Annotated in this window: 24 protein-coding genes and 3 tRNA genes; 24 read left to right on the top strand and 3 right to left on the bottom strand. The window is 38.2% G+C overall.

From position 1 onward, the window contains the following. Window positions 1–98: 98 nt before the first annotated feature. The 23 genes from rnmV (at window position 99) to ACIQ1H_RS22205 (ending at window position 20,532) form a co-directional block, all read left to right on the top strand. Window positions 99–665 carry a ribonuclease M5 gene (rnmV, locus tag ACIQ1H_RS22315; RefSeq protein ID WP_402892145.1) on the top strand — a complete coding sequence of 189 codons (567 nt, stop codon included), beginning with the start codon at window positions 99–101 and terminating at the stop codon, window positions 663–665. Continuing rightward, window positions 658–1,539 carry a 16S rRNA (adenine(1518)-N(6)/adenine(1519)-N(6))-dimethyltransferase RsmA gene (gene rsmA, locus ACIQ1H_RS22310; protein ID WP_139860055.1) on the top strand — a complete coding sequence of 294 codons (882 nt, stop codon included), beginning with the start codon at window positions 658–660 and terminating at the stop codon, window positions 1,537–1,539. Before rnmV ends, rsmA begins: the two co-directional genes overlap by 8 nt. 155 nt (window positions 1,540–1,694) lie before the next feature. After that, window positions 1,695–1,955, top strand: coding sequence for a biofilm formation stimulator Veg (gene veg, locus ACIQ1H_RS22305; RefSeq protein WP_010857021.1), 261 nt, complete (start codon window positions 1,695–1,697; stop codon window positions 1,953–1,955). 113 nt (window positions 1,956–2,068) lie between these two features. Further along, window positions 2,069–2,248: a small, acid-soluble spore protein, alpha/beta type gene (locus ACIQ1H_RS22300; protein WP_228134250.1), complete on the top strand. Its 180-nt coding sequence runs from the start codon at window positions 2,069–2,071 to the stop codon at window positions 2,246–2,248. A 213-nt stretch (window positions 2,249–2,461) separates the two neighbouring features. Further along, window positions 2,462–3,328, top strand: coding sequence for a 4-(cytidine 5'-diphospho)-2-C-methyl-D-erythritol kinase (ispE, locus tag ACIQ1H_RS22295; RefSeq protein ID WP_228134251.1), 867 nt, complete (start codon window positions 2,462–2,464; stop codon window positions 3,326–3,328). A 56-nt stretch (window positions 3,329–3,384) separates the two neighbouring features. Next, window positions 3,385–4,212 carry a pur operon repressor gene (gene purR / locus ACIQ1H_RS22290; protein WP_228134252.1) on the top strand — a complete coding sequence of 276 codons (828 nt, stop codon included), beginning with the start codon at window positions 3,385–3,387 and terminating at the stop codon, window positions 4,210–4,212. Window positions 4,213–4,215: 3 nt separating this feature from the next. After that, window positions 4,216–4,590, top strand: a complete 375-nt coding sequence (locus ACIQ1H_RS22285; protein ID WP_228134253.1) for a RidA family protein — start codon at window positions 4,216–4,218, stop codon at window positions 4,588–4,590. A 516-nt stretch (window positions 4,591–5,106) separates the two neighbouring features. Beyond that, complete coding sequence (gene spoVG, locus ACIQ1H_RS22280) at window positions 5,107–5,409, top strand: septation regulator SpoVG (protein ID WP_228134254.1); 303 nt, start codon at window positions 5,107–5,109, stop codon at window positions 5,407–5,409. Between the two features lie 273 nt (window positions 5,410–5,682). Continuing rightward, complete coding sequence (gene glmU / locus ACIQ1H_RS22275; RefSeq protein WP_402892137.1) at window positions 5,683–7,053, top strand: bifunctional UDP-N-acetylglucosamine diphosphorylase/glucosamine-1-phosphate N-acetyltransferase GlmU; 1,371 nt, start codon at window positions 5,683–5,685, stop codon at window positions 7,051–7,053. 24 nt (window positions 7,054–7,077) lie between these two features. After that, on the top strand, window positions 7,078–8,037 hold the full coding sequence (locus ACIQ1H_RS22270; RefSeq protein WP_340821447.1) for a ribose-phosphate diphosphokinase: 960 nt from the start codon (window positions 7,078–7,080) through the stop codon (window positions 8,035–8,037). Window positions 8,038–8,346: 309 nt separating this feature from the next. Further along, window positions 8,347–8,946 (top strand): 50S ribosomal protein L25/general stress protein Ctc, encoded by a 600-nt coding sequence (locus ACIQ1H_RS22265; protein ID WP_402892134.1) that lies wholly within the window; start codon window positions 8,347–8,349, stop codon window positions 8,944–8,946. 205 nt (window positions 8,947–9,151) lie between these two features. Next, complete coding sequence (gene pth / locus ACIQ1H_RS22260; RefSeq protein WP_228134258.1) at window positions 9,152–9,715, top strand: aminoacyl-tRNA hydrolase; 564 nt, start codon at window positions 9,152–9,154, stop codon at window positions 9,713–9,715. A gap of 60 nt (window positions 9,716–9,775) precedes the next feature. Next, window positions 9,776–10,003: an anti-sigma-F factor Fin gene (locus ACIQ1H_RS22255; protein WP_228134495.1), complete on the top strand. Its 228-nt coding sequence runs from the start codon at window positions 9,776–9,778 to the stop codon at window positions 10,001–10,003. A 276-nt stretch (window positions 10,004–10,279) separates the two neighbouring features. Next, window positions 10,280–13,792: a transcription-repair coupling factor gene (mfd, locus tag ACIQ1H_RS22250; RefSeq protein ID WP_402892130.1), complete on the top strand. Its 3,513-nt coding sequence runs from the start codon at window positions 10,280–10,282 to the stop codon at window positions 13,790–13,792. A gap of 187 nt (window positions 13,793–13,979) precedes the next feature. Continuing rightward, the gene (spoVT, locus tag ACIQ1H_RS22245; protein WP_024362596.1) at window positions 13,980–14,516 is read left to right on the top strand and encodes a stage V sporulation protein T; all 537 of its coding nucleotides are present in this window, start codon (window positions 13,980–13,982) and stop codon (window positions 14,514–14,516) included. A gap of 161 nt (window positions 14,517–14,677) precedes the next feature. Further along, on the top strand, window positions 14,678–16,297 hold the full coding sequence (locus tag ACIQ1H_RS22240) for a putative polysaccharide biosynthesis protein (RefSeq protein WP_402892127.1): 1,620 nt from the start codon (window positions 14,678–14,680) through the stop codon (window positions 16,295–16,297). 9 nt (window positions 16,298–16,306) lie between these two features. Further along, a complete protein-coding gene (gene yabN / locus ACIQ1H_RS22235; protein WP_402892124.1) occupies window positions 16,307–17,767 on the top strand; it encodes a bifunctional methyltransferase/pyrophosphohydrolase YabN in 1,461 nt (486 codons plus the stop codon). Window positions 17,768–17,771: 4 nt separating this feature from the next. Beyond that, on the top strand, window positions 17,772–18,062 hold the full coding sequence (locus ACIQ1H_RS22230; RefSeq protein WP_228134262.1) for an RNA-binding S4 domain-containing protein: 291 nt from the start codon (window positions 17,772–17,774) through the stop codon (window positions 18,060–18,062). 148 nt (window positions 18,063–18,210) lie between these two features. Beyond that, the gene (gene yabP / locus ACIQ1H_RS22225; protein ID WP_004229167.1) at window positions 18,211–18,510 is read left to right on the top strand and encodes a sporulation protein YabP; all 300 of its coding nucleotides are present in this window, start codon (window positions 18,211–18,213) and stop codon (window positions 18,508–18,510) included. Then, the gene (gene yabQ / locus ACIQ1H_RS22220) at window positions 18,507–18,998 is read left to right on the top strand and encodes a spore cortex biosynthesis protein YabQ (protein ID WP_402892119.1); all 492 of its coding nucleotides are present in this window, start codon (window positions 18,507–18,509) and stop codon (window positions 18,996–18,998) included. The genes yabP and yabQ overlap by 4 nt, the downstream gene beginning before the upstream one ends. A gap of 16 nt (window positions 18,999–19,014) precedes the next feature. Then, window positions 19,015–19,419, top strand: coding sequence for an FtsB family cell division protein (locus ACIQ1H_RS22215; RefSeq protein WP_402892115.1), 405 nt, complete (start codon window positions 19,015–19,017; stop codon window positions 19,417–19,419). Window positions 19,420–19,553: 134 nt separating this feature from the next. Beyond that, complete coding sequence (locus ACIQ1H_RS22210) at window positions 19,554–19,982, top strand: S1 domain-containing RNA-binding protein (protein ID WP_024362602.1); 429 nt, start codon at window positions 19,554–19,556, stop codon at window positions 19,980–19,982. A 334-nt stretch (window positions 19,983–20,316) separates the two neighbouring features. Then, the gene (locus ACIQ1H_RS22205) at window positions 20,317–20,532 is read left to right on the top strand and encodes a hypothetical protein (protein ID WP_402892112.1); all 216 of its coding nucleotides are present in this window, start codon (window positions 20,317–20,319) and stop codon (window positions 20,530–20,532) included. Window positions 20,533–20,764: 232 nt separating this feature from the next. Here the strand turns inward: ACIQ1H_RS22205 and ACIQ1H_RS22200 are convergent. The 3 genes from ACIQ1H_RS22200 to ACIQ1H_RS22190 form a co-directional block, all read right to left on the bottom strand. Further along, window positions 20,765–20,836 (bottom strand) — tRNA-Glu (locus tag ACIQ1H_RS22200). 5 nt (window positions 20,837–20,841) lie between these two features. Further along, window positions 20,842–20,918 (bottom strand) — tRNA-Met (locus ACIQ1H_RS22195). A 9-nt stretch (window positions 20,919–20,927) separates the two neighbouring features. After that, window positions 20,928–21,002, bottom strand: a tRNA-Gly gene (locus ACIQ1H_RS22190). Window positions 21,003–21,373: 371 nt separating this feature from the next. On the opposite strand from ACIQ1H_RS22190, the gene ACIQ1H_RS22185 reads away from it, so the two are divergent. Beyond that, complete coding sequence (locus ACIQ1H_RS22185) at window positions 21,374–23,767, top strand: SpoIIE family protein phosphatase (RefSeq protein ID WP_402892109.1); 2,394 nt, start codon at window positions 21,374–21,376, stop codon at window positions 23,765–23,767. The last annotated feature ends 8 nt before the right edge of the window (window positions 23,768–23,775 follow it).

Below are 23,775 nucleotides of genomic sequence, written 5' to 3'. Positions count from 1 at the left end.
TTTTTTCACGTAAACAACACATAAGCTTTGTATTTCTGTACAATCATACAGGGCAGTTGTAAAATGGTCTGAAGATATGGTAGAAAAGAGGAGCCTTTTTGCAAATACAAGAAGTGATTGTCGTTGAAGGAAAAGATGATACAACCGCAATTAAGCGAGCTGTTCAGGCAGATACTATAGAAACAAATGGATCGGCTATTTCGGAAGAGACGCTTAAACGTATTCAGCATGCACAGGATAAACGAGGTGTCATCGTGTTTACAGATCCCGATTATCCAGGACGACGAATTCGAGCAATTATTGAACAGCGCGTGCAAGGTGTGAAACATGCCTTTTTACCAAAATCCAAAACGATTGCGAAAAATGGTAAAGGTTTAGGTATTGAGCATGCGGCAGATGAGGATATTCGTGAGGCATTGAGTCTTGTGTATACGCCAAATAGTACGGAGCCTATTGCTGATGATATTACGCTAGAAGATTTAATGACTGCTCGCTTAATTGGGCATCCAGCGGCGAAAAGACGCAGAGATCGTCTAGGAGAAATTTTAAATATTGGTGCAACAAATGGTAAACAACTTCATAAAAGATTGAAAATGTTTCAAATAACAGAACTGCAATTTGGTGCAGCTGTCGCACAGGTAGATCAGGAGGAAAATAATGCATAAGGATATTGCAACACCGATTCGAACACAAGAAATTTTAAAGAAATATGGCTTTTCGTTTAAAAAAAGTTTAGGCCAAAATTTTTTAATTGATCCTAATATTTTAAGAAATATTGTTAGTCATGCGAATTTAACCGAAAATAGTGGCGCGATTGAAGTAGGTCCAGGAATTGGTGCATTAACAGAGCATTTAGCACGCAGCGCGAAAAAGGTCGTATCGTTTGAAATTGATCAGCGCTTATTACCAGTACTAGCTGATACACTAAGTCCATATAATAATGTGTCTATCGTACATTCTGATATTTTAAAGGCAGATGTGGAGAAGGTAATTGAAGAAGAAATGCCAGGCATTGAAGATATTATGGTTGTTGCTAATTTGCCTTATTATGTTACGACGCCTATTTTGATGAAATTGTTAAATGATCGTTTACCAATTCGCGGATTCGTTGTCATGATGCAAAAAGAGGTTGCTGATCGTATTACAGCAAAACCAGGAACAAAAGAATATGGCTCTCTATCTATTGCCATTCAGTATTATGTGAAGGCTGAAATTGCTATGACCGTGCCGAAAACTGTTTTTATGCCACAACCAAACGTAGATTCAGCAGTTATACGCCTTATTAAACATGATGAGCCGCCAGTGAAAGTTATAGACGAGGATTTCCTTTTCGTCGTAACGCGCGCTTCGTTTGTACAGCGTCGTAAAACAATTTTAAATAATTTACAATCAGGTCTACCAAATGGTAAGGCGAACAAAGAAAAAATAATCGAAGCTTTACAATCGGCAAATATAGAACCAACTCGTCGAGGTGAGACACTTTCCATTCAAGAGTTTGGAAAGTTAGCGGATGCCTTATATCCAACCTTTGCAAAGTAAAAAATATGTTACATTTTCATTCGAAATGAAAAAAAAACGTATTTTTTTAAAAAAAATAAGTTGACAACATTTATAGAGGGCTGATAAAATATTATATTTTGTTGACATTTTTGGGCGTATCCCTTATACTAGTTATTAGTGAGGTGTAAGCGAAAATGCCAAAAACTTTAGCGGACATTAAAAAGTCGTTGGATTGTCATTTGGGTAAACGTTTGCAGTTAAAAGCAAACGGCGGTCGCAAGAAAACGGTCGAGTGTGCAGGGATATTGCGTGAAACATATCGTGCAATTTTTGTAGTTGAACTTGATCAAGAAGACAATACGTGCAAGCGCGTATCGTATAGCTACACAGATATTTTAACTGAGGCAGTAGAGATTACATTTTTAGACGAAGCACAGGCTGCTGTCGCGAAATAGTTTCTAGTACTTATTTCTATATTTTGAAGCACTCATGTATGTTAAAAACTACATGAGTGTTTTTCGTTTTATCGCACATACTAATTTCGTCAGTTGTTAAAGGAGGAGTTTGCATGCCTAGAAAGGGAATCATGTCACCTCGTTTAAAAGAAGAGATCGCCAAAGAGCTTGGATTTTATGATGTTGTGCAAAAAGAAGGATGGGGCGGAATTAAAGCTCGAGATGCTGGTAATATGGTGAAACGTGCCATTGAAATGGCGGAAAGAGAACTCAGCGAGCAAGAGCGTAAGTAGTATACTTCGCACAAAATAGCTTGCTGACATTTTTACTTCAATCAGTTAGGGAATGAACCGATGCTGAACACAACAAAACAACTGACGAGAGAGAACCGTTTTTAAAACGGTTCTTTTTTCAGTTTGCTTTCTCATTATGGTAAAATAAAATGAATTATCTTGCGCGAAAAATGAACGGCTGTTTATGCGTGTAGTTATGAGGGAGGAAGTAAGATGCTTTATGTAAAGGCGCCTGCAAAAATTAATTTAACATTAGATGTTCTTTATAAACGACCAGATAATTATCACGAAGTGGAGATGGTCATGACGACTGTCGATTTGGCAGATCGCATAAGCTTAGAATCTCGTGAAGATGGAGTAATTGAAATTATTTCAACGGATAATTTCGTACCAAATGATCACCGCAATTTTGCTTATCAAGCAGCGCGTCTTATAAAAGATACATACGGCATTAGACAAGGTGTATCCATTACAATTGAAAAAGAAATACCGATTGCAGCAGGGCTTGCAGGAGGCAGTAGCGATGCTGCAGCGACGCTCAAAGGTTTAAATGAACTATGGGATTTAAAGCTTTCAATAGACGAGCTAGCGGAGCTTGGTGCTAAAATCGGTTCAGATGTTTCTTTTTGTGTATACGGAGGTACTGCACTAGCAACAGGGCGAGGGGAGAAAATTCAGGAATTACCTGCACCGCCAAGCTGTTGGGTCGTGTTAGCTAAGCCTAAAATTGGGGTGTCAACAGCAGAAGTATATGGTGGCTTAAAGGTTGATGGACTTGAGCATCCTAATACAAAGCAAATGATTAAGGCAATTGAAACGGATAACTATGAGCTACTATGTGCATCTTTAGGTAATGTTTTGGAAACTGTAACATTTAAGTTGCATCCAGAAGTAATTATGTTAAAAGAGCAGATGAAACGTTTTGGAGCTGATGCTACTTTAATGAGTGGGAGCGGTCCAACAGTCTTTGGCCTTGTGGATAGTGAGGCCCGTGTGAGCCGAATTTACAATGGCTTACGAGGTTTTTGTGAGGAAGTATATGCTGTGCGCATACTAGGGGAGCGAAATACGCTTGCTTAAAAACGCATAATTGTGTTAATTTTACCTATAAATATTCGTGTTTAGGAGAGGGTCGCATGAAATGGAAGCGTAGTGAACGACTAGTTGATATGACGTACTATTTACTAGAACATCCACATCAGCTGATCCCGCTAACTTATTTTTCAGAATTATATCAATCCGCAAAGTCTTCGATTAGTGAAGATTTAACGATTGTTAAAGAAACTTTCGAAGAAAAAGGAATCGGGTTATTGATAACAGTGCCAGGAGCTGCAGGTGGTGTGAAGTATATTCCTAAAATGTCTCAAGAGGAAGTTCGTTTAGTCATACAGGATTTAAAAGCAGAGCTCGAACATTCAGATCGTTTGTTACCTGGTGGCTATTTATTTATGACGGATTTATTGGGCAATCCAGATTTAATTAATCGAGTTGGAAAGGTTTTTGCATCTGCATTTGCTGACCAGCAAATTGATGTTATTATGACAGTAGCAACAAAGGGAATATCTATTGCCCATGCCATTGCAAGACATTTAAATGTTCCAGTTGTTGTCGTGCGTAGAGATAGTAAAGTAACAGAAGGCTCTACAGTCAGCATAAACTATGTATCTGGTTCTTCTCGAAGAATTCAGACAATGGTATTATCTAAAAGAAGCATGAAGAGTGGACAGCGTGTACTAATTACCGATGACTTTATGAAGGTCGGTGGTACGATGAACGGCATGAAAAATCTATTAGAAGAGTTCGACTGTCAATTAGCAGGCATCGCTGTGCTAGTTGAGGCAGAGCATGCAGACGAAACTTTAGTAGATGATTACTATTCACTTGTAAAGCTTCATGAGGTCAATGAAAAAGATCGTACGATTGCATTAAGTGAAGGCAATTATTTTACAAAAAGGGAGAAATGACAAATGAATGTAGTATCTACAACGAATGCACCAGCAGCAATTGGACCATATGCACAAGGAATGATCGTAAATGGGATGTTTTATAGTTCAGGTCAAATTCCTTTAACAGCAGCAGGCGAATTAGTAGAGGGCGATATTGTCGCTCAAACACACCAAGTATTTGCTAATTTAAAAGCAGTGTTAGAAGCAGCAGGTTCATCACTAGACAATGTAGTCAAAACAACAGTCTTTATGAAGGATATGAATGACTTTGTTGCAATGAATGATGTTTATGCTAGTCATTTTGGAGAACATAAACCAGCTCGTTCAGCAGTGGAAGTAGCACGTTTACCAAAAGATGTGAAAGTAGAAATAGAAGTTATCGCAATCGTAAAATAAAAATTAGTAGCCCTTTAAAAGAACGGAAGCTCTTTTAAAGGGCTTTTATTATAGATACATATAGCTGGCTTTGTCGTTGCGGGCGATTGCCTTACACGGGCAACAAATCCTCGCTGAGGCAAAGATTGTTACGTTATATTCGGAGCGTAGGCCGCCTCGCTCACGCCATCAACGGAAGCGTTAGTAGAATTCTAAATAGCTTTAGGAACCGTCTGAAAGTTCTTTTAAAGAGCTCTATCAATTTGCTTTAACGGTCTTAAGCTACTGTCTATAAAAATTTAAAGAGTGGCTTTTTTAAAAGGATGAACCATGCAATTTGGCAGCGTCATAAAATCGTTTTTGAAAATTTGACAAACAATTGTCAAATTTACCGTAAACTAGAGAAAATATTAGTACGAATTAAAAATGAAGTATTCAAATTTTTTAGAAAATTTGGTAGACTGTAAAAAGGGAAATATTCGGCAATATAAATATAATATTTTCATTTAGGCATCTATGATGAGAGGTGGTGAGAAAATGGAAGTTACTGATGTAAGATTACGTCATGTACAAACGGATGGTCGCATGCGTGCGATTGCTTCCATTACACTCGACAATGAGTTTGTGGTACATGATATCCGCGTTATTGATGGGAATACAGGCTTATTCGTCGCTATGCCGAGTAAACGTACACCAGATGGCGAATTTAGAGATATTGCACATCCTATCAACTCAACGACACGTAACAAAATTCAAGAAATTATTTTAAATGCTTACCATAACTCTAGCGAAGTGCCAGAGTCAGAGCAAGCAGCTGAACTAGAAGGAATTGGCGTATAGTTTTATGGAAATAAATGCTCGTTTAAAGGTTATTTACAAATAAGTATCCTTTTGGCGGGAGAAAATAAAAAGAACTCTTCTATTTATTGAGGAGTTCTTTTTATTTTTCAAAAAAGAGAAAAACAGCAAATTGTAGTGTATAGCTCATACCATTCGAGCATAAGGTGTGTTTGATTTAGGAATTCACCGTTTAGTCAATTCTACATGCCTTGAAAATAGATGAATTTTGCTATATAGTCATAAGAGAAAATGAGCGTATTGGAGGACTTACTGATGAGCAATATTTTTGCTGTCATTTTGGCTGCAGGTCAAGGTACACGTATGAAGTCCAAATTATATAAAGTGCTCCATCCAGTATGTGGGAAACCCATGGTACAACATGTAGTGGATCACATTCAAACGTTAGATGTCAATCGCATCGTAACGGTTGTAGGACATGGCGCAGAAAAAGTAAAACAACAACTTGGAGATAAGAGCGAGTATGTTTTACAAGCTGAACAATTAGGTACAGCACATGCAGTACAACAAGCAGAGTCAATTTTAGGTAGTGAAGAAGGAACAACACTAGTTGTTTGCGGTGATACGCCTCTTATTCGCCCTGAAACGATGAAAGCTTTATTTGAGCATCATCAAGCAAAAGGTGCAAAAGCAACAATTTTAACAGCAGTTGCTGAAAATCCAACTGGCTATGGTCGTATTTTACGTGGCGATGGTGGACAGGTGGAGCAAATTGTTGAGCAAAAAGATGCAAACGAAGAGCAGCAACGAGTAAAAGAAATTAATACTGGGACATATTGCTTCGATAACAAAGCTTTATTTGAAACGTTAAAACTTGTAAAAAATGATAATGCACAGGGTGAGTATTATTTACCTGATGTCATTGAAATTTTACAAAAACAAGGCGATATCGTTGAAGCGTATGTAACGGATGATTTTGAAGAAACTCTTGGTGTGAATGACCGTGTGGCATTGTCACAGGCAGAAGAGTTAATGCGTGCGCGTATTAATGAACGTCATATGCGTAATGGCGTAACGATCATTAATCCAAATGCTACGTACATTAGCTCAGATGCAGTAATTGGTCGTGATACAGTGATTCAACCTGGCTCTATGATTGAAGGAGCAACTGTAATTGGTGAAGACTGTATTATTGGTCCAAATACGCAAATTATCGATAGCCGTATTGATGACCGTACTTCTGTGCATTCATCAGTTGTGCGCGAAAGCACTGTCGCGGAAGATACAGCAATTGGACCGTTTGCACATATTCGTCCACTTTCTGATATCGGTAGCCATGTTAAAATCGGTAACTTTGTAGAAGTGAAGAAAAGTAAACTAGGTAACGACACGAAAGTATCCCATTTAAGCTATATTGGAGATGCTGAAATAGGCAATAACGTCAATGTTGGCTGTGGTTCAATTACAGTAAACTATGATGGGAAAAACAAGTTCCAAACAATTATTGAAGATGATGTATTTGTAGGATGTAATACTAACTTGGTAGCGCCAGTGAAAGTTGGAAAAGGTTCATTTATTGCAGCAGGATCTACAATTACAAAAGAAGTTCCTGAGGATGCACTAGCAATTGCTCGTGCAAGACAAGAAAACAAACCGAATTATGTAAGCAAATTAAATTCAAAATAATTATCAAATAAACAGGAGGCCATCATGCCGTATCAATATGCAAACTCACAATTAAAAATATTTTCACTCAATTCTAATAACCCACTAGCCCAAGAAATTGCGCAAGAAATGGGAGTTGAATTAGGGAAATCTTCAGTTAAGCACTTTAGCGATGGAGAGATTCAAATTAGTATTGAAGAAAGTATTCGTGGTTGTGATGTGTTTATCGTGCAGTCGACTTCTGCACCTGTAAACGAACATTTAATGGAGCTTTTAATTATGGTAGATGCTGTGAAACGCGCATCTGCTCGTACAGTTAACGTTGTAATGCCTTATTATGGTTATGCTCGTCAAGACCGTAAAGCAAAAGCGCGTGAGCCAATTACAGCTAAATTAGTGGCAAACTTACTTGAAACGGCTGGGGCAACACGTGTTATCGTATTAGACTTACACGCACCGCAAATCCAAGGTTTCTTCGATATTTTAATTGACCACTTAATGGCAGTACCTTTACTTTCTGATTACTTCAAATCTAAAGGTATTCCTTCTGAGGAAATCGTAATTGTTTCACCTGACCACGGTGGAGTAACTCGTGCGCGTAAAATGGCAGAACGTTTAAAAGCACCGATTGCAATTATTGACAAACGTCGTCCAAAACCAAATGTTGCAGAAGTAATGAATATCGTTGGTAATGTTGATGGTAAAGTGGCAATCTTGATTGATGATATTATCGATACTGCAGGTACAATTACAATTGGCGCTGACGCATTACGTGCTGCTGGTGCAAAAGAAGTGTATGCTTGCTGCTCACACCCAGTACTATCTGGCCCAGCAATCGAGCGTATTGAAAATTCTGCAATTAAAGAATTAGTCGTAACAAATACAATTCAACTTTCTGAAGAGAAAAAATCACCAAAAATTACAGAGCTTTCAGTAGCTAAATTGATGGCAGATGCAATTTCTCGTGTATATGAAAATAAATCAGTAAGTACTTTATTCGATTAATTTTATATAGAATAAAGAAATAATTGATACAGCATATTGTGTGACAAAAAAAGGACAAATCTACATTTATGAGTAGATTTGTCCTTTTTGCATAGCTGTTATGTGTGAATGTGCAAATTAAAGGGTATAATAGTAATTGTTACGGTGTAATATTTACGTTCTTGAAAAAAAGATGTAAATATTATAAAGCCTTTCGTGATTGTCATAGACATTTAACAGAAGAAAGCAATTTTCATATTGAATTCTGTAATTAGTATGTGGCATCCGTGATAAGGCATGAATAATTTTCTTGGAAGGGGAAGGTAAAGTATGAGTACAGTCTTAAGTGTAAATAAACGCGAAGCTGGGCATCGTTCAACATTAACCCAACTTAGAAAAGGGGGAGCCATTCCTGCAGTTATTTATGGCTACAAACTAGATTCAACCCCAATTTCTATTTCAGCGAAAGAATTTAGACAGTTCGTTCAAAAAAATGGACGTAATGGTGTTATTCCGGTGGAGTTAGATGGTGAAAGGGTAAATGTCGTTGTATCAGAAGTACAAAAATGTACTCTGAAGGATGAAGTGAATCATGTTGATTTTTTAGCAATTAATATGTCTGAAGAATTAGAAGTAGACGTAGCGGTAACACTTGTTGGAGAATCAGTTGGTGTAAGTGAAGGTGGCATTTTAATGCAGCCTAACTTAGAAGTTAAAATAAAAGTAAAACCTACTGATATTCCAGAAACATTAGAGCTTGATATTACAAAACTAGCAATTGGTGAAACGATTATGGTAGCGGATATTCGCGATCATGTGGATTTTGAAATTGTGAATGAAGATGATCATATTTTAGTAACTGTTATGGCGCCAACAGCTTCTACAGACGACGAAACTGAAGTTGAAGAAAGCGTTGAGTCAGAAGGTTAAATGTTTACTTAAAGGGAAGGCTATCGAGGAAGTCGTAAAAGACGGACTTGATAGCTTTTTTTATTGTAATAAAAATGAAATTTTATAAGCTAGGAATAAAATTTTATCATTCGTATATTTGTTCATAACTGGGTTGAACGAAATGTTTTCTTATAGCTCAGTATGGTAAAATAATGACTATTAGATTGAAAGAAGTGAGGTACTTATGAAAATTATCGTTGGTTTAGGGAATCCAGGTAAACCGTATGAGCATACAAGACATAATATTGGGTTTGATGTAATTGATGCATTAGCTAAAAAGTGGGATGCGCCATTAGCTACTTCAAAGTTCAATGGCATGTATGCAACAGTACATCGTCCTGAAGGAAAGGTTCTACTTGTTAAGCCGTTAACATATATGAACTTATCAGGTGAATGTGTTAGACCTCTTATGGACTATTTTGATATTGATGTAAAAGATTTAATTGTCATCTATGATGATTTAGATTTAGAAACAGGAAAATTGCGTTTGCGTCAAAAAGGTAGTGCGGGTGGACATAATGGCATTAAATCTTTGATTCAACATTTAGGAACACAGGAATTTAACCGAATTCGCATTGGTGTGAGTCGTCCACCGACTGGCATGAAGGTAGCGGATTATGTGCTATCGAAGTTTTCTAAAGAAGACAATATAGTTATGGCAGATGCTATTAATAATAGTGTGAATGCAATAGAAGCGTCTCTTTCAAAACCATTTCTTGATGTGATGAGCCAATTTAACGGTGCATAATCCTTTTCCAAAATGTCTATACTTTAAGTAGTAAGTTGCTTAAAGGAGGATGATTTGGAGATGGCAATTCGCTACCGTTGTAGGCATTGTGAAGTAGAAATAGGAACACTACCATTTGATGCAGATGATACAATTCGAAAGTTGCATATTTTTGAATTAGGTGAGGCAGACGATTATGTTGAGAAAGATCAACATGGACAAACGACTGTACACTGCATTTGTGAGCAATGTGAGGATTCGCTTAGACAATATCCAGATTATCACGCACTCAATAAATGGATTCAATAATGGAAGGATGCTTTGGCGCACATTGCGTGCGTTCAAAGCTTTTTCCGTTTTTATTTTTGAAGTAGCATATGACATTACTGTCAATAGTAAAGTGATGATAATTCACATGATGAATATCAATACATCATGTATTCTAAACCGAGAGTTTAATGCTAGGACAATTACACAAAGGTGAACTTGATAATTAGACAAATGAAATGTGTAATATTGTACTAGATTGGTAGTATGAAACACATTAAATAATTAGAATTTTCGCGCTGAAAGGGGCTTTTGACTGTGGAAGTTTTACGACAGATTGTGTCGCAGGACAAACATATCACATCATTTTTACAGGAGATTCAGAGCGGCAATACAGCATCTCAGCTCATCACAGGTTTAACAGGAAGCGCACGACCAATTATGGTCGATGCGTTATTTGACCATGTACAAAAACCTATTTATATAGTGTCGCCAAATTTATTGCAGGCACAAAAAATGGCGGATGAGCTTGTTGGTTTATTAGGGGAGGAGTATGTCCACTATTATCCAGCAGATGAGTTTATTGCTGCAGACTTATCAGTAGCCTCTCCAGAGCTTCGAGCAGAGCGTATCGCAACGCTTGATTGTCTAGCGAGAGGTGAAAAAGCCATTTACATTATACCTATTGCTGGCTTGCGAAAAATGTTGCCTCCGAAAGAGCATTGGATACATTATTTTTTACAGACGACGGTAGGCGAGGAAGTACAAATTGAGGAATGGCTCCAAACGCTTGTGGCGATGGGGTACGTCCGTAATTCAATGGTAACTACGCCTGGTGAATTTGCTTTGCGTGGAGGCATTTTAGATATTTATCCTCCATATTTAGAAGCGCCTATTCGAATAGAGTTATTTGATACGGAAGTAGACTCGATTCGTACATTTTCTGCAGATGATCAGCGTTCAATAGATAAATTACAAAAAGTTCGTATTTTACCTGCGTCAGAAGTCATTTTGACAAAGGAAGAGCGAATAGCTTTAGCAGGGCGCTTAGAAAGTGCGTTGGCGACAAGCTTGAAAAAGGTGAAAAAACAGGAGACGAAAGAGCTTCTTTATCAACATATTCAATACGATATTGAACTGTTGCAACAAGGAAACCTACCAGATTTCGTTAATAAATACGGCTCCTTGTTATATGATAAAACGGCTTATTTAGGTGATTATTTTGCACAGGATGGCATCGTATTATTTGACGAGCTTGGTCGTATTCAAGAAGTAATGGATGCGTGGGAGCGTGAAGAAGAAGAGTGGTTTTTATCACTGATTGAAGAAGGGAAAATGGTACATGATGTAAAGCCAGCCTTTTCTTTAAAGGAGATTTTAGCAATGCTAACACAGCAGAAGCTATATTTCTCATTATTTTCACGTACGTTTGCTGGCATTACGTTCAATAAGACAACTAATTTTTCATGCAAGCCGATGCAGCAATTCCACGGACAAATGGCATTATTACAAAGTGAAATTGAGCGATGGCAGCTCGGTAAATTCGCGGTGCTTATCGTAGCTAGGGATAAAAGCCGTGTGAAACGTGTACAGCAAATGCTTGAGGAATATGACATTCATGCAACAATTGGGGAGCCGACTGATGCTGGCCTGTATATTATAGAAGGTGGATTATCAAGCGGATTTGAACTGCCTTTGCAGCGTTTAGCTGTTGTAACAGAGGATGAATTATTTAAACAGCAAGCGAAGAAAAAATCACGACCTCAAAAAATGACCAATGCAGAACGTATTAAAAGCTATACAGAAATTAAGCCTGGTGACTATGTTGTGCACGTCCATCATGGGATAGGGAAATATATCGGTGTAGAAACGCTAGTAGTCAATGGGACACATAAAGATTATTTGCATATACGATATCGCGCAGATGATAAGTTATATGTGCCTGTGGAGCAAATCGATTTAATTCAAAAATATGTGGCATCCGAAGATCGAGAGCCGAAGCTACATAAATTAGGTGGAGCGGAGTGGAAAAAAGCCAAAGCGAAGGTTTCCTCTGCTGTTCAAGATATTGCAGATGATTTAATTAAGCTCTACGCTAAGCGAGAAGCAGAAAAAGGGCATGCTTTTGCGCCTGATAACGATGATCAGCGAAATTTTGAGACATCATTCCCTTATGAAGAAACAGAAGACCAACTGCGTTCAATTATCGAAGTAAAACGTGATATGGAACGTGAACGTCCAATGGATCGACTTGTATGTGGTGATGTGGGGTATGGCAAAACAGAGGTAGCCATTCGTGCGGCATTTAAAGCCATTCAAGACGGAAAACAAGTTGCTTTCCTAGTGCCTACGACGATTTTAGCGCAGCAGCACTACGAGACAATCCGTGATCGATTCCAGGACTTTGCCATTAATGTTGGACTCTTATCTCGTTTCCGTACGAAAAAGGAGCAAGCAGCGACATTAAAGGGATTAAAAGATGGGCAAGTTGATATTGTAATAGGAACTCATCGAATATTATCTAAAGATTTAACATTCCAAGATCTTGGCCTACTCATTGTAGATGAGGAACAACGCTTTGGTGTTACACATAAGGAAAAAATTAAACAACTGAAGACGAATGTGGACGTATTAACTTTAACTGCAACGCCTATTCCAAGAACATTGCATATGTCTATGGTAGGTGTGCGAGATTTATCGGTTATTGAAACGCCCCCTGCTAACCGTTTCCCAGTGCAAACTTATGTAATGGAGCATAGTGGCGCACTTGTACGAGAAGCCATTGAGCGAGAGATGGCACGTGGTGGCCAAGTATTTTACTTATACAATCGAGTAGAGGATATGGCACGGAAGGTGGACGAGATTCAGATGCTTGTCCCTGAGGCACGTATCGGACATGCACACGGTAAAATGACTGAATCCCAATTAGAATCTGTCATCTTAGCCTTTATTGAAGGGGATTATGATGTCCTAGTAACGACTACCATTATCGAGACTGGTGTTGATATTCCTAATGTCAACACACTTATTGTTCATGACGCAGATCGAATGGGTTTAGCACAATTGTATCAGTTACGAGGTCGCGTAGGTCGATCAAACCGTGTAGCATATGCCTATTTTATGTATCAGCGTGATAAAGTACTTACAGATGTGGCAGAGCAACGACTACAGGCTATTAAAGAGTTTACGGAGCTCGGATCTGGTTTTAAAATCGCAATGCGAGATTTATCTATTCGTGGAGCTGGTAATTTATTGGGTGCTCAGCAACATGGCTTTATTGATTCTGTCGGCTTTGACTTGTATTCACAAATGCTTGAAGAGGCCATTGCGGAGCGACAAACTGGCGTGAAAAAAGAGGAGAAGCCAGAGATAGAAATTTTACTCAATATTGATGCGTATATTCCAGATGCGTATATTCCAGATGGTTATCAAAAAATTCAAATGTATAAGCGCATTAAAGCGATGGACCAGGTCGATGAATACGAAGAGATTGTTGAAGAATTACAAGACCGTTTCGGTGATTTACCGATTGAGACAGAACGGTTACTTCGTATTGCTCGCATGAAAATTTGGGGACTAGAAATGGGCGTTACTTCTATTAAAGAAAAGCAAAAGATTATTTCCATTTTGATCTCTGAAGAAGGCTCTGCAAAAATAGATGGCAGTAAAATTGTAACGGAAACGATGAAATTTGAGCGAGCTGTTGGCTTCGGAATGGATAGTATGCAATTGATATTGACAATTGATGAGCGTAAATGCAATAAATGCCATCATTTTGATATATTAGAAGAAATAATGCAGATTATTGCAAATTCGAAAAAAAATATGTGAAAAAAGGCTGAACTTGTTGACAAATTGGCAAGTTCAGCCTTATTGTATGAAAAGACAAATTTTTATTAAAAAAAATAATGTTGGATTCAAAATCCTTTTCGTTCATTTTTTGCATAGATTGTCTTAAGAAAAACCATACTATTGTTGTAGAAAAATTTTAATGAATACGAAAGCGAGGCAGTTTAGCATGAAAGCAACAGGAATTGTTCGTCGTATAGATGATTTAGGACGTGTGGTAATACCAAAGGAAATTCGTAGAACGCTACGTATTCGTGAAGGTGACCCGTTAGAAATTTATACGGACCGTGAAGGTGAAATCATTTTGAAAAAGTATTCTCCAATTAATGATTTAGGAGAATTCGCACGTGAGTATGTAGAAACATTGTATGAAACGCTAGGCACTCCAGCGTTTGTAACAGACCGAGACGAAGTAATCGCTGTTGCAGGGATTGGCAAGAAAGAATATATTAATCGCCGTATTACCTCTTTTGCAGAAGGTTTTATGGACGAGCGTTCAACAAAAATTGAGAAAATGGAAACAACTATTGAGATTGTTCCTGGACAATATGAGCAAGTAAAATCATATTGTGCAACACCAATCATGGTAAATGGTGATCCAATTGGTTGTATCATTGTTTTATCTAAAGTCCATTTTGTAGGCGAAGTAGAAGTAAAAGTAGTGGAAACAGCTGCTAATTTCTTATCTAAACAAATGAATAATTGATGAACATCGAAAGTTATTGTCATGACTCTTTTAGGGTGAACAATAACTTTTTTTGTATACATAATACTGTGCCGAAAGCGGAAACAGTGTTAACGTGAGCGTCATACTTTTGAGGTATGCTATACTATGGGCATTGTTAAATGAAGGAAAGAGGACAATTTATGTCGGAACGATTTGGTATGAAAAGTTACATGAAGGGAGCGGCATTATTAACCATTGCTGCCCTTATTGTGAAAGTGTTAAGCGCAATTTATCGTGTACCTTTTCAAAATCTAGTTGGTGACGAGGGATTTTACATTTACCAACAAGTGTATCCTGTCATATCTATCTTTGTAGTATGGACGTCAAGTGGTTTTGCTGTAGCCATTTCAAAAATGCTTGCAGATAATGATTGTATAGTAAATGAGGAAGAACGTACACAGAAAAGACGAAGTATAATGCGGATTATTTTCCGCTATTTAACAGTTTTATCTTTTATATTTTTTGGTATTTTATTTGCTGGAGCAGATGTTTTAGCAACAATGATGGGTGATACCAGCCTTGCACCATTACTACGAACAGGATCTTTCATTGTATTAGTAATGCCAGCACTTGCTGTTTTTAAGGGGGGCTTCCAATCGAGAGGAATTATGGAGCCTATTGCTTATGCACAAGTATTGGAGCAAACGGTAAGAGTTTCTGTCATTTTAGCTGGAACATTTATCATAATGTCAACAACAAAATCCCTTTATGGGGCAGGGCAAATGGCTATTATTGGAACGGTCGTCGGAGAAGTAGTTGGCTTATTATTAATTGCGTTTCTTTTTAGAAAACGCTTTGGTTCTTTTATTGGCAAAAAACAACAACGACTTGCAAGCTTGCCTGTGTTAAAAGAAGTAACATTACTTAGTTTAAGTGTAAGTATGAGTAGTTTATTATTGCTAGGCTATCAGCTTGTCGATTCATTTACTATTTTTTCACTACTATTAGATAGTGGGATGGACGAGACAATAGCAAAGGAAACAAAAGGTATTTATGATCGTGGACAACCATTGGTACAGCTAGGGGTTGTTATTGCTTCCTCGTTATCGCTTGCCATTGTGCCCCTTGTTGCACATATGTCTAACAAGCAAAATGGCCGAAGTGCAATGCCGTTTATACAGCTTACGTATAGAGCATCGGTATTGTTTGGCTGGGCAGCTTCCCTAGGGCTAATACTTGTTATGCCTTATATTAATGCCATGCTATTTAAAACAGATGCACTATCAGAAGTACTCATGCTATATGTCCTACAAATTGTACCATTGTCAATTATTTTGACATTTACAGCGATATTGCAAGGGTATGGAAAATTAAAAATACCAGCTGTATTTTTATTAATAGGCTTTTTATTAAAAGTAGTGCTAAATGTGTTTACAATTGGACCGTTGGGTGTTCTCGGAGCTGCTGTTGCTAATAATGTGGGACTTTTGTTGACAGCATTAGCGCTCGTACTGTATTTAAAGAAAATAACAGGTATTCAATTGGCACCAGCAAGCTTTTATCAAAAAATTAGTGTTGCCTCATTATGTATGACAGTGGTCGTAATAGTGTGGCTACGATTTGTCCCTACTTTGTTACAAGGCTTTTTATCTGAACGCCTTGTCGCAGTGGGAGCTGGCTTTAGTGCGGTTTGTATTGGCGCCGTTGTGATGATTACTTGCATTGCAAAGCTACGAGTACTTGCTGAAAAGGAATGGTATCTACTGCCTTTTGGTCGTAGAATGGCTGTTTATCAACTATGGTTAAATAGAAAGAAGTAGGTGGAGTTATTGAATACATTAACGATAATTGGCCTTGGTGCGGGTGATTTCAATCAACTGCAAATGGGTGTTTATAAAAAATTAAAAGCGGCAAATAAATTGTTTGTTCGGACGGTCGATCACCCTGTACTAGAGGAGTTAGCGAACGAAGGCTTACAATTTGAAAGCTTTGACGCTGTATATGAGAAGCATGGTACATTCCAGCCAGTATATGAAGAAATTGCACAAAGATTAATCGAGGCCACTTCAATGGGCGATGTAATGTATGCTGTACCTGGTCATCCGCTAGTTGCAGAGCAAACTGTGCAGCTACTTATTCAAGCGGCGGAAGAAGGTCAGGTCAATGTAGTAATAGAAGGTGGTCAGAGCTTCTTAGACCCGATTTTTGGTGCATTAAAAATTGATCCAATTGAGGGCTTTCAATTTCTGGATGGTACGAGCTTTTCTATGCATGACATTAATATGCGCCAGCACATTTTAATTGCGCAAGTATATGATACATTCAGTGCGTCGGAAGTGAAGCTGACATTAATGGAGAAATATGATGATGAATATCCAGTAACGGTCGTTACAGCAGCGGGCTCCTCACAAGAGAAGCTAGTGACAGTTCCGCTATATGAGCTTGACCAAAGCGTTGAAGTAAATAATTTAACAACAGTATATGTGCCACCAGTGACTTCACAGGAGGAAGCGTTACGTGATTGGACAACTTTCCGTCAAATTATTGCTACTTTGCGTGGACCAAATGGCTGTCCTTGGGATCAAAAGCAAACGCATGAATCGTTAAAGAAATATTTACTAGAGGAAGCACATGAATATTTAGCCGCTGTAGATGCAGAGGATGATTTTGCAATGATTGAAGAGCTTGGGGATGTGTTATTACAAGTATTTCTACATGCGCAAATCGGAGAAGATCAAGGCTATTTCACGTTAGAGGACGTGTTGGCTGCCGTTAGTGAAAAGATGATTCGTCGTCATCCACATGTATTTGGAGATGTGTCAGTTGAAGATGCAGACGGTGTTGTTGCTAATTGGGAAGCGATAAAGGCTGAAGAAAAAGGTATTAGTGACAAGCCGTTATTAAAAGAGGAATACCGTGCTTCATCTGCATTGCAAACAGCGTACAATTATCAAAAAAGGGCTGCTAAAGTTGGTTTTGATTGGCCTGATGTAGATGGTGCATGGGATAAGTTTGCAGAAGAGTGGCAGGAATTCCGACATGAAGTGGCGAAAGGGTCTAATATGACGCGCCTCGATGAATTTGGAGATGTGTTATTTACACTCGTGAATTTAGCTCGTTTTTATAAGCTATCACCCGAAGAGGCCATGTTACATGCAAATGAGAAATTTGCAAGACGCTTTGGCTATGTAGAAGCGAAAGTAAAGGCTAGCGGTAAGCCATTTTCAGATTATACACTAGAACAATTAGATGCTTTTTGGCTTGAAGCAAAGCAACTTGAGAAGGAGTAATAAAATGCGATTAGATAAATATTTAAAAGTTTCAAGATTAATAAAACGACGTACGTTAGCAAAAGAAGTCGCTGACCAAGGACGTATCACAATTAATAGCAAAGTAGCAAAGGCTAGTAGTAGTGTAAAGGCTGGTGACGAGCTAGCTATTCGTTTTGGCCAAAAAATTGTAACAGCTCGTGTAGAAGAATTACGTGACACTGTTAAAAAAGAAGATGCAGCAAAGATGTTCACAATTTTAAAAGAAGAGCGTCTTGAAAAGGTTGAGCCTGAATTTATTGATGACGAAGATTAATTTAGAGGTCTCTGAATTTAAGTGTGCTCGATAGTAACGTTATAAATTTTTCCTAATAAAAGTAAGGCAACTTTCATAAAGTTTGTCATGCTTTTAAGGTTGTCCGCATAAAGTGAACAGAAGCTAGGACGACTAAAGGAGGAAAAAAATGACGCTACATCAAGAAAGTAATCGTTACACAATTCCATCTGGAGAACATATTTTAACGATTCGTAATCGTAAAAGAATGGACATGACTTCTGTAAAATCAATTGAACGCTTTGATCAGGAAGAGTTTTTTATTAAGACGTCCCAAGGGCATTTATTGATTCGTGGAGAGGAACTGCATATCGTTCACTTAGATGTTGACAAAGGGTTATTGACACTTGAAGGAACTGTAAAAACCTTGCAGTATGACGAGGAGGAAAGTGGCTTCTCGAAAGGTTTCCTTCATAAATTGTTTGGATGATTGTTAGCCAGCAATTCGTTCAGCTATTAGTCATGGTTGTGAGCGGTATCGCAGTTGGATTTATTATTGATAGTGTAAGGCTCATTGTTTTTTCAACTCCCAAAAGGTCAAGCCTCCGAAAGTGGATGATGGTTTTAGAATTATTGACTTGGATTCTACTAGGAGGGTTAACGTATTATTTATTGTTTTGGCTAAAAGATGGCGCATGGCGGGCATACGACCCGCTTGCGCAGATTGCAGGTATATTTTTATATCAGACCTTTTTTCAAAGCTTTTTACGTTTCGTTGCGCGTATAATAGTGAATATAACATGGAAACCATTTTGGTTTATCGTACGTTTAATAATCGCTATTATTCGACAAATCCTACACATATTTATGAAAATTGGTGCATTCGTCTTAAGACCTTTTGTCAAAATTTATTCGTATTTGTCCTACACTTTATTAAAAAAATTTCGATATATCAAGTATAATAAAAGACAACAATAATTTCGGAGGTGCGGGCATGACTAAACGTCATTCATCAAAAAATGAACAACAAAACTACACCAAGCTTGATAATGACTATGTCCGTAACACGGATAAAGCTATGAATCGTAAAATGCAATCGCGTAAACGAAAATTGCGCCGAATTGTCTTTTTTGCGGTTGTGCCGGTCGTCATTATCGCCTTCCTCATAAATGTTCTAGTCCATCAATCGGAGACGTTAGCTGAAAAAGAACAGAAAAAACAAGAGGCAACTCAGCATTTGGTAAAGGTAAAAGATGAGCAGGATTCACTAAATCTTAAAATCAAACAATTAGAAGATGATGAGTATATTGCAAAGTTATTACGCAAAGAGTACTTCTTATCTGAGGAAGGTGAAATTATTTTCATTATTCCTGATAAGGAAGATAAAAAAGACGACTGATAAGCTATGTATTGTTGACACTCTTTTTTAGTTATATATAATGAAAAGAGAAACTTATTGAAGTAAAAAGTTTGATTAAATTGATTACATGGCTCAAAAGAGTCGCTTAATTTTTAAGGAGGAGCATTTTTTTTATGTCAATTGAAGTAGGCAGCAAGGTACAAGGTAAAGTAACAGGAATCACAAATTTTGGAGCATTCGTTGAGCTGCCAGACGGCAAAACAGGCTTAGTACACATCAGTGAAGTTGCTGACAATTATGTAAAAGATATCAATGAGCATCTAAAAGTTGGAGATGAAGTTGAAGTAAAAGTGATGAATGTTGAAGCGGATGGAAAGATTGGTCTTTCGATTCGTAAAGCAAAGCCTCAAGCTGAGAGACCAGAGCGTCCTCAACGTCCGCGTCGTGACAATCGTTCTAATGATCGTAACGAACGCCATCAGCCGAAGGAAAACTTTGAGCAAAAAATGGCACGTTTCTTAAAAGATAGTGATGAACGTCTAGCAACATTAAAACGTGCTACAGAGTCAAAACGTGGTGGTCGCGGGGCTAGAAGAGGGTAGTTTGCTGACTGTTTTAATCGTAGAAAAAGTGTATTAAATAGAACGGGGATTAGCTTTTGTTTATGACAAAGGCTAATCTTTTTTTATTTGGAAGCAACAATGGTATACAGTTGCTGAGGGCATTCGTATTTTGACATTAAAAAACGTAATTTCATGTTGTAGAAATTACGTGTGATTGACCTAAAGTATTTAATTGGCGACGCGCGACGCCAAATATGTCATTTCTCTTACTTTGGGAAGGTGCGACATTTCTGCGAGATTAGCGCAAGCAGCAAATGGCTTTGTCTAGCAGTCACCAGAAAAGTGCCGTACCTGTACAAAGGGAGCGAATGGAATGCTAATCGACGGGGTGTTTACACTCTACAAAGTACGAGAATGGATAGAGTATACCTATAAAGTTGAAGTGGGCCCTTTTTTCTTTTTCGGAGCTGATACAGGCTTCTCTGGTGGTGTTTCAGGCGTCTTCTCCACAGGATTAGTGACCATTTTAACGAGTAAGTACACACCATATACGCTTATGATGAGGCCTGCAAAAAGTAAGAAAATTTGAATGACGAAGGGTAAGTTAATAAGTATTGATACGAGAATGATCATTGAGCCACTCCCGCATGTTAAAGCAGCTTTAGTTAATGAACCCAAAGAAAGTGAACCTCCTAGTAACACGTGCATTTTATAATTAGTATGCCATAAGATGAGAAGGTAGGCATACTAAAATGCTGACGTATTAGGTTTAAAACAAGAAAAAACGTCTCAGAAGTGCTTCTGAGACGTTTTTATATGTATGACCCCTACGGGATTCGAACCCGTGTTACCGCCGTGAAAGGGCGGTGTCTTAACCGCTTGACCAAGGGGCCAAATATGGTGGCGGCCGAGGGGATCGAACCCCCGACCTTACGGGTATGAACCGTACGCTCTAGCCAGCTGAGCTAGGCCGCCAAACTTTATTGGAGCGGAAGACGAGGTTCGAACTCGCGACCCCCACCTTGGCAAGGTGGTGTTCTACCACTGAACTACTTCCGCATGTCTTTTTAAAGGACAAGTTAAATAATACAATCCATTAAACAAAGTGTCAACATCTTTATTAAAAAAGTTTAATAAAAATCTACTAAAGTTGAAAAAACGTGTATTAGCTTAATGAATAGACAAAGAAAGGAATTATTTGTACGCGAATATTGACATTAGTACCATAAATACAGTTAATGTTGGAATATTGCGAAAAATATTTACTGCAAATATGCGCAGCTACCCATTTTTTTAGTAGTTACTGACAATTATCGTATTTATGCATATGTATTCGTCGAAATGTTTATATTTTTTTTTGCCATCGTCAGACAATCTTTCCACACATAATTTCTTATAATAACGAAAAAGTGTAGAAAGGGGATTATGAAATGACGAGTGTTGAATGGTATGAAACAGTGAATGTAGACGACCAAAAATCGGGGGCGAGAAAAAGGCAATTGTTTATAGGTTCCCTATTTTTTTTAACAGCCTTTTTTTTAGCTCAATCTGTTGTGTTTGAAGCAGCTGTACCTTTCTCTGTCCCTTTTTGGGCGATTATTCGCAGTAAATATAAAGAGTATGCGAAATTCGTATTATTTGGCGGTTTAATAGGCTGCTATTTCCTAGGTTTTGGACAAGTCCTCATTCTAGCATTACAAATAGGCATGTACGAGTGTATAATGCGTTTCCGATATTGGCGACTCCCCCAAAGCATTGCCGTATCCCTTGCTGTACTAAGCGTACAAGTGCTGTGGCAGGGCATAATGTATCAAGGTCTTCCGCCAGTGCTTGTACAATTTTATGTAGGTTGTGAGGTAGCTTTAGCGCTTATTATGACGTTATTTATGCAAGTGCTCTTCATCAACTCTTATGAGTGGTTTACAAGTAATTGGACATATGAGCGGCTAGGTTCGGCATTAGTTGTATTTGCTGCCATGCTAACGGGGATGCAAGCGGTCGTCATTAGCTATTTCTCGTTGCCGATTTTTTTATTGCAAGCTCTAATTTGCTTCGGTGCATTTGTAGGAAGTGTGCCACTAGCAACAGTTATAGGAGCGATACTTGGAACGCTTATCGGAGTGGCTAAGCTATCATTTACAGGCATGCTATCGGTCATTACCTTAACAGGTCTTTGTGCAGGTATGGCAGCACGTGCAGGGAGATTTGGCGTGGCGATTGGTAGTATCTTGCCAAGTGTGTTTTTTCTATTTTATGATGCAACATTACCTTTAGATAGTGTGTATTTCACTTCCATAGCTTTAGGCAGTATTGCTTTTTTAGTTATTCCTAAAAGCTATTCAGATAAAGTACGGCATAAGCTTTTTCCACAACGAGAAGAAGTTTTATTAGCAAGGCAGCATTGGTTGACAGAGCATGTTACATTTAAGCTAGAGCACTTTCAACACTTCGTTCATTTCATGAAAGAATTAGTCTTTGAACGCTTTATGACGGCTCCTGTAGCGGTGAAGGAAGAAGTTTCCCCTATGAATACTTGTTTAAGCTGTTTCCGTCATGATCGATGCTGGGGAGCACAAAATAACGGCATGGACAAGCTAATGACGGATTGGTTTCATATGAAAGGCGTAGGGAAGGAGTCTGCTATTCATCGAGTGGAAGAACAAATACGTTATAAATGCGTTAAATCAACGAAAATATTTGAGGAGCTGGATACGGAGCTTTATAGAGAACGAATAAATGGCCAGTATTTTCACGGTAAAAAAATGATTGCATTACAACTACGTGATATGAGTAATCATCTTAATCAGCTTATCGCTGAGATGAAAGAAGAAACAATTTCATTTGTTAGTGTGGAGAAGGATATTGTTCAACGATTAAAAGATGCCCATATAGAATGTTTTCAACTTGATGTGCTAAGCAATAAGGCGGGAGCACGAAAAATCGTATGTGCATTAGCACCTGCACGTGTCGACTGGGAAGAGGACACGACACTGGCGGAGCGTATGATTTTACCAATTTTATATGATACTTTTGATGAGCCATTCGAAATTGAAAAGGTAGTCGAGTGTGATGTACCATTTCGTCACATACAAGTAAGCTTTAGGTCAGCTATTAGCTTTGAAGTAGAGTATGATATATATAGCATGTCAAAAGATGCAACATTGTATTCTGGTGACTCACACGCACTGTTCCAATTGCATCCAGGGCTATTTGCGATATTATTGTCCGATGGTATGGGACAGAGTAAAGAAGCACAGCATGAGAGTAGAAAATTGATTCATTTAATGCGTGAATGCTTGAATTTCAATATGAATCCTGAGACGGCTATGCATACTTTGCATTACGTGATGTCATTAAAGCAACAAGACGATATGTACGCAACGCTTGATTTTGCTCTTGTGGATTTACAACATGGTGACTTATGGTCGTGGAAGGCGGGAGGCATGTCCACCTATATTTTACGTGGTAAAGAGGTATTGAAAGTAGAAAGTAACGCAGCACCAGTTGGCTTTTTGTCGATCTCAGCAGTAGAAGCTGAAAAAAGAAAGCTTAAGGCAGGCGATGTCATTCTTATGCATTCAGACGGTCTGTTTTCAAGTGTCGCCGACTGGGATGAACAGGAAGAAGCGTTTTTAGCGTTCGCACAACAGGTAGCAAGCACAAATAAAACAATTCAAGATAAATTAACAACGATTATGCAGTCCTTCCAGTCGTATTATGAAATAGAAGATGACTGTACAGTGTTAATGTTAGAAGTTACCCACGTCGTACCAACATGGGCGGTATTTAAACCAGTCCAATATTCCATGAGTCAGTCTTCATAAAAGAAAAC

The organism is Lysinibacillus sp. NPDC097279 (genome assembly GCF_044761745.1).
GTDB lineage: Bacteria > Bacillota > Bacilli > Bacillales_A > Planococcaceae > Lysinibacillus.
Note: the sequence above shows the minus strand (reverse complement) of the source record. Positions and strands in the feature narration are given on the sequence as shown.